This is a genomic window from Neisseria sp. P0008.S010 (assembly GCF_051962715.1).
In the GTDB taxonomy this organism is placed as follows: domain Bacteria; phylum Pseudomonadota; class Gammaproteobacteria; order Burkholderiales; family Neisseriaceae; genus Neisseria; species Neisseria elongata.
Map to the genome: position 1 here is coordinate 37,706 of NZ_JBQCVA010000018.1, position 451 is coordinate 38,156.

At 52.8% G+C, this 451-nt stretch carries 1 CRISPR repeat array.

Going from position 1 to position 451, the window contains the following annotated elements:
- Positions 1–44: 44 nt before the first annotated feature.
- Positions 45–406: direct repeats of the CRISPR family, unit length 32 nt; unit sequence CCAGCCGCCTTCAGGCGGCTGTGTGTTGAAAC.
- Positions 407–451: the final 45 nt, after the last annotated feature.

Sequence of the window (451 nt, forward strand, 5' to 3'; positions counted from 1 at the left end):
TGTGTTGAAACGACCACTACATCCGCGAAGGGAAGATGTCGTCCCCAGCCGCCTTCAGGCGGCTGTGTGTTGAAACGACCACTACATCCGCGAAGGGAAGATGTCGTCCCCAGCCGCCTTCAGGCGGCTGTGTGTTGAAACCGCGTGAGCGCGAATAATAACCCGTTTTGCAATGCCAGCCGCCTTCAGGCGGCTGTGTGTTGAAACAGGATTTGGAAAGCGGCGAATTTTTATGCCCCGACCAGCCGCCTTCAGGCGGCTGTGTGTTGAAACCCCTACTCTCACAATCGAACGTATGCAGGAGGTTCCAGCCGCCTTCAGGCGGCTGTGTGTTGAAACTGATGTTATTGATAATGTTATTATGCCTAAGGAAACCAGCCGCCTTCAGGCGGCTGTGTGTTGAAACTGATGTTATTGATAATGTTATTATGCCTAAGGAAACCAGCCGCCT